Origin of the sequence: Neisseria weixii (assembly GCF_042658245.1) — a bacterium.
GTDB lineage: Bacteria > Pseudomonadota > Gammaproteobacteria > Burkholderiales > Neisseriaceae > Neisseria > Neisseria weixii.
Map to the genome: position 1 here is coordinate 1 of NZ_JBHSPY010000055.1, position 6,006 is coordinate 6,006.

Sequence of the window (6,006 nt, forward strand, 5' to 3'; positions counted from 1 at the left end):
GGCGCACCGGGGCCATCCGTTAACAGAGGACGATAAGGCAAGAAATAAGCAATTGTCGAAAACGCGCTATGGGTGGAACAAAGCTTTGGTACGTTGCACCGTAAATTCCGCTACCACCGTGCGGCATTATTTTGGTTTGTTGAAGGTGGCTGCGCAAAGTCATTTGAAGGCGGTTTGGTATCAACCTGCCGAAAGCGGCCAACAGGCTTGTGTGTCTGCTGCTGCGTGAAAAGGGGGAAATATGCCCGAAAATAGGGAATTATAGGTAATGATGGGATATTTGATGTTAAAAAAGCTTGCTTAGTAACCTAAGTAAGCTTTTTTGTGATGGGCAGGGTTTTGCAAAGGTCTCGGCCTTATTTATCATTCATCAACATTAACAAACAGCCGTTTCCGACGATTCAGAAACGGCTGTTTCAATCTGGTAGGCACGATCGGATTCGAACCAACGACCCCCACCATGTCAAGGTGGTGCTCTAACCAACTGAGCTACGTGCCTGTGATGAAAAGTGAATTATAGGTGTGGCCGCTGATTTTGACAAGGCCGAGACCTTTGCAAAATCCCCATCTTCGGCACATTTTTTCGTTATGCGCTGCGCTAACTTCGAACTGTACTCAAATCCGGAGTTTTGCAAAGGTTTCAGACCGTTTGAACAGTTCAGACGGCCTCAAATCATTAATCATTGTCCTGCACAATATGCAGTGATTCCGGGCGGTTTTCAAAACGGTTGAGCAAATCGGTAAACAACACCGGCGATTGCGCGTGTTCGCGCATCAAGGCTTCTGCCCTTGCGCTTTGGCGGCTGCACACCGCGCGCAGGATAGCGTGGTGCTGCAAGTGGGCGTAGAGTAGGCGTTTTTTCTCGCGCGGCATTTCGCGCCGGTCGATGACCAGCGATTGAATCGATGAAAACGGCAGGCTTTCAATTTTCGCTAAAGCCATGCGAATCACCGGATTTTGCGAAGCCTCAATCACCGCGTCGTGAAACAATACATTGAATTTTTGATAGATTTCCACTTCTTCAATACTGAATACTTCACGCTCGAACACTGCATCCAATTCGGCCAAACCCTGCTCGAGCAGGGCAACGGTTTCAGACGGCATACCGTGTTCCGCCGCCTGACGTGCCGCCAGACCTTCCAATGTGCCGCGCACTTCCAACGCGTTCAGAAAATCGGCCGAGGTGATTTTACGGGCAGTATAGCCCCGTTTGGGCAAGCGTTCGACCAAGCCTTCCTGCTCCAGAATCTGCAAAGCCATGCGCACCGGCAAGCGCGACACGCCGAGTTTTTCCGCAGTCGGAATCTCGGTAATGCGCTCGCCCGGCTTGAGTTCGCCATCGGCAATCATCTCACGCAAACGCACCAGAACCTGATGGTTGTGTTCCATAATATTTCCTTTTTCAGACGGCCTGAGATGTAGAAAATCCCCATTTTTGGCATATTTCTTCGTTATACGCTGCTCGAAAGCTTGTTTATCTAAATGAATATGTCTGTGCTACTCTAACTTCGGACTGTACTTCAAATCCGAGGGGTAAAGGTCTCGGCCTGATTATCCGGCAGCAGCCATTGCAGCAAGCTTCGGCTGACGGTTTGCGGTGTTTCAAAAGGTGCCATATGGCCGGCTTGCGGGAATACGGCCAATTCGGCATGCGGTGCAATTTCCTGCATGGCGGTGTGCTGCGTGACCGGGCTCCACGCGTCGAGCTCGCCAACACCCAGCAACAACGGACAGCGGATTCCGCACAATACCGAAGCCGCATCAGGGCGGTGGATCAGCGCATGAATTTGCTTGGCAAAATCTTCAGGGGTAAAACGCAATACCATCTGCGCCAACGGCTGCATTATGTCAGGCTGCGTGCGGTGATCTTCGGCCAGCATCGGCATCAGCCAATGCTCAATTAAGTATGGCATGCCGTTTTCTTCGGCAGCTTTTACCAAGGCCGCGCGCGCCCATGGAATGTCCGGCGAGAATAAACGAATCCGAACCCTGCGCCAAAACGTGTTCTGCCATCGCAGTCAAATTGTCAAAGCCCTGAAAGCTGAACGTTTCTACATCAAAATAGGGTGCAAGGGCAGCGGCTGGGTTGCCAAACCGTAGCGTCACACAATAAGCCGCATAATAAATAGATTTTTTTCTTCATGATGAGTATCCATTAAATAGGCCGTCTGAAAGGCCGAAACGAAACGGTGATAAAACTGTTTCGTTTGCTGTTTTCAGACGGCCTGAGCGAGACGCAATTATATCAAACCGGCTTGAGTTTTCTTATTTTTAATACGGCCAAAATTGCCAAGGCAAATACCACCGCATTCAGGTAAAACAAGCCCACCGGCTGCCAACCGGCATCGAGAAGGATGCCGATAATCATCGGCGATACAATGCTGCCGGCACGGCCGAGTGTGATGGCCGTGCCGACACCGCGGGCGCGGTTGGCAGATTCGTACAGCGTCGGTGCCACGGCGTACAAACCGGCCACCGAGCCGTTGGCAAAGCTGCCGAGAAAAAACGCCAAGGCCATGGCCAAAGTGAGCTGCGACAGGCTTTGGGCGAAGGTAAGCGTCAGCAGTGCGGTGAGCAGCAGGAATACGGCATGCACGGTTTTGATGTTGAAACGTGTGCCCAAGAAGCCGATTAATACTGCGCCGAACATCGAGCCGATATCCATCCAAATGCCGGCGCTGATGCCTTGTTCGGCAGTCATGCCCGCACCGGTCAGCAGCTTCGGTGTCCAACTCAAAATGCAGTAAAACGCAAACATTACCAGGAAAAACGCCGCCCAAATCATCAGCGTCGGCATGGTTTTGCCCTCGCCAAACAGGCTGCCGAAGCCGGAAGGAGCTTGTCGGCTCAATTGAGGTTTGGGCGGTAAAGTCTCAAGGCGCGGCAAACTGAGCTTGGCAGTGAGTTTTTGCGCTTTGGCTAATGCGGCTTTGGGCTGTTGCGACAGCAGAAATTCCAATGATTCGGGCAGGCGCAGCAACACCACAAAAATGAAGGTGGTAGAAAGCAGGCCGCCGAACAGGAAAACCGATTGCCAGCCGTAAGTTTTGATTAGATACATCGACACCAAACCACCGCCGGTTGCGCCGATTCCGTAGCCCGCTGATTGCAGGCTGATGGTCAGGCTGCGCCATTTGGCAGATGAGAATTCGCTGGTTAACACGTTGCTGCTGGCTAAGATGCCGCCGATACCTAAGCCGGTGATAAAGCGCAAAATGCCCAGTTCTAAAGCGCAAAATGCCCAGTTCTAAAGCGGAAGTGCTGAAGCTGCTTAAGATTATGCCGACTGATACCACCACCAGCGACAATAAAATCGCCGGCTTGCGGCCGAATTTGTCGGCTTGCGGCGCCAGCGTAAGCGAGCCGGCGGCCATGCCGAATAAGCCTGAGCTGAGCAGGCCGATTTCCGAGCCCGACAGCCCCCATTCTTTGGCAACCGCCGAGGCGGTAAATGCCATCACCAAGACATCAAAACCGTCGATGATGTTGAGACAGATGCAGATGGTAACCACCGACCATTGAAAAGCATTCATGGGCTTTTGATCGATTTGCTGCTTGAGTGTTGCGGTATTCATGGTTTCTCTCCGCAAGAAAATATTGTTTTTTTGTGTCGGATTCAAAGGCTTGTCACCGGTGAGTCCGATGAAAAAACAATAGCTAAATTGGATACAAAAATCAATGACTTTTTCATGATATTGCTTTTAAAATAATATTGATAAAATTAAGTCAATGATTTTATTTAATTTAAAAATTAAAATTTTAAATTAAATGTTAAGCCTAAAATTTTTTGGATACAATTTTGTTGACAGCTCTTGCACTTGTCGATTAAATTTTTCTCAACGAGAAACAGCAGGCCGTCTGAATATTTCAGACAGCCTGCCATAAACCAATAAAAACCACAAAACTCAAGAGACAAAGGAGCAACTCATGACCACCGCCCCTACTTTTATCCGCAATGCCTGGTATGTTGCCGCACGCAGCGAAGAAGTCGGCGATAAGCCGCTGGGTCGTACCATCTGCAATGAAAAAATCGTTTTGTTCCGCGGCAAAGACGGTATTGCCGCTGTGGAAGACTTTTGCCCGCACCGTGGCGCTCCGTTGTCGTTAGGCTTTGTGCGCGACGGCAATTTGGTGTGCGGCTATCACGGCTTGGCGCTTGACTGCAAAGGCAAACCGCAAGCCATGCCTATGCAGCGAGTACAAGGTTTCCCGTGTATCCGCGCATATGCCGTGGTTGAAAAATACGGTTTTATCTGGTTTTGGGCGGGCGAAAAAGAGAGCGCCGACGAATCATTGCTGCCTTATTTGGAATGGGCGGAAAGCGACGAATGGGCGTATGGCGGCCTGTATCACATCAAAGCCGATTACCGGCTGATGATCGATAACTTGATGGATTTGACTCATGAAACCTATGTTCACGCCAGCAGTATTGGTCAGAAAGAAATCGATGAAACCCCGCTGAAAACTACCGTAAAAGGCGATGTGGTGACGCTTGAGCGCAATATGGAAAACATTTACGCGCCGCGCCTTTCTGGCAATCGTGTATGCGTTCCAAAGGTTTGGACGAAACGCAATTGGTCGACCGATGGCAGCGCTGCCATTTCCATCTGCCGAGCAACGTGCACATCGAAGTGGGCGTGGCCAAAGCAGGGCACGGCGGTTATCATGCGCCGGAAGAGCGTAAAGTATCCAGCATTGTGGTCGATTTCATCACGCCCGAAACCGATAACTCGCATTGGTATTTCTTGGGGTATGGCGCGCCATTTCGATGTGCAAGACGAAGAAACCACGCGCCAAATCCGTGAAGGCCAAGGCAAGATTTTCAGTGAAGATTTGGAAATGCTGGAGAAACAGCAGCAAAACCTGAGCGGACAGCCCGAGCGCCGCTTATTGATGCTGAACATCGATTCCGGCGGCGTGCAAGCGCGTAAAATCATCGACAAAAAAATCCAAGCTGAACAAGCGGGCCAAACCAGCGGAGCCGAATCATGAAAGTGTATGTGGCCGAAGTGCGCAGTTACGGCAGCAAAGTCAAGCTGATAACCTTGAAGCCCGAAGCAGGTGGCAGCCTGCCGGATTACACCGCCGGCGCACACATCGACCTGAATCTCGGCAACGGCCTTGTCCGCCAGTATTCGCTTTGCCAATACCCGATGACGGATAACCAATACCGCATCGCTGTGTTGCGCGACGAAACCTCACGCGGCGGCTCGCAGTACATCCACGAGCAGATTCAAGTTGGCGATACGATCGAGATTAGCAAACCGCGCAACCTGTTCCCCTTGGCTGAAAACCAACAGCGCGCCTTGCTGTTTGCCGGCGGCATCGGTATTACGCCGCTGATGGCCATGTTTGATGCCTTGTTGCAACAGAGCATAGACGTGAAGCTGTATTACTTCTGCCGCGACGAAGCCGACGCTATTTTTGCCGAACGCCTGCAACAGGCCGACGTGGCCGACAAAGTCGAGCTGGTGTTCCAAAGCCCGCGTACCTCGCCCGAGCTGTTGCAACGCATGGTCGAAGCGCCGGCAGAAGGCCTGCATCTTTACACCTGTGGCCCATTAGGTTTTATGGACGCTGTGTTTCAGACGGTCTCAGAAAAAGGCTGGCCGTCTGAAAACCTGCACCGCGAATTATTCCAAGCCGCTCCTTTGGACGAATCGGCAAACCGCCCGTTTCAAATTCAGATCGCCAGCGACGGTGCAGTCATTGATGTCCCCGCCGACAAAAGCATCACACAAGTCTTGGAAGAAGCAGGCTATTTCGTGCCCGTTTCTTGTGAAGAAGGTATTTGTGGCACCTGCCTGACCAAGCTGATCGAAGGAAAAGCCCTACACCGCGACCAGTTCCTCACTGAAGAAGAACGCGCCGAAGGCAAAATCTTCACACCGTGTTGTTCCCGCGCGCGTTCGGAGCGCTTGGTTTTGGATTTGTGAGCGTATTGTGTTGAAGTAGTGGTTGGATGATAAAAGGCCGTCTGAAAGATTACTCATTCTTACGGCCTG

5 protein-coding genes, 1 tRNA gene and 2 pseudogenes are annotated in these 6,006 nt (G+C 51.2%); 3 read left to right on the plus strand and 5 right to left on the minus strand.

Annotated features, from left to right (window positions below; genetic code table 11):
• Positions 1–269 (plus strand): annotated as a pseudogene (locus ACFPVS_RS13335) (transposase); the annotation flags it as partial.
• Positions 270–422: 153 nt separating this feature from the next.
• Here the strand turns inward: ACFPVS_RS13335 and ACFPVS_RS13340 are convergent.
• The 5 genes and pseudogenes from ACFPVS_RS13340 to ACFPVS_RS13360 all read right to left on the minus strand — a co-directional run.
• Positions 423–499: transfer RNA gene (locus ACFPVS_RS13340), tRNA-Val, on the minus strand.
• 177 nt (positions 500–676) lie between these two features.
• Positions 677–1,390, minus strand: a complete 714-nt coding sequence (locus tag ACFPVS_RS13345) for a GntR family transcriptional regulator (RefSeq protein ID WP_096296032.1) — start codon at positions 1,388–1,390, stop codon at positions 677–679.
• A gap of 131 nt (positions 1,391–1,521) precedes the next feature.
• A complete protein-coding gene (locus tag ACFPVS_RS13350; protein WP_198345300.1) occupies positions 1,522–1,914 on the minus strand; it encodes an alpha/beta fold hydrolase in 393 nt (130 codons plus the stop codon).
• Positions 1,915–2,246: 332 nt separating this feature from the next.
• Complete coding sequence (locus tag ACFPVS_RS13355; RefSeq protein WP_198345299.1) at positions 2,247–3,215, minus strand: MFS transporter; 969 nt, start codon at positions 3,213–3,215, stop codon at positions 2,247–2,249.
• Between the two features lie 64 nt (positions 3,216–3,279).
• Positions 3,280–3,576, minus strand: a pseudogene (locus ACFPVS_RS13360) (MFS transporter); the annotation flags it as partial.
• 352 nt (positions 3,577–3,928) lie between these two features.
• Between ACFPVS_RS13360 and ACFPVS_RS13365 the strand changes: the two are divergent.
• On the plus strand, positions 3,929–4,993 hold the full coding sequence (locus tag ACFPVS_RS13365) for an aromatic ring-hydroxylating oxygenase subunit alpha (RefSeq protein ID WP_232507458.1): 1,065 nt from the start codon (positions 3,929–3,931) through the stop codon (positions 4,991–4,993).
• Positions 4,990–5,937 carry a PDR/VanB family oxidoreductase gene (locus ACFPVS_RS13370; protein WP_096296031.1) on the plus strand — a complete coding sequence of 316 codons (948 nt, stop codon included), beginning with the start codon at positions 4,990–4,992 and terminating at the stop codon, positions 5,935–5,937. The genes ACFPVS_RS13365 and ACFPVS_RS13370 overlap by 4 nt, the downstream gene beginning before the upstream one ends.
• The last annotated feature ends 69 nt before the right edge of the window (positions 5,938–6,006 follow it).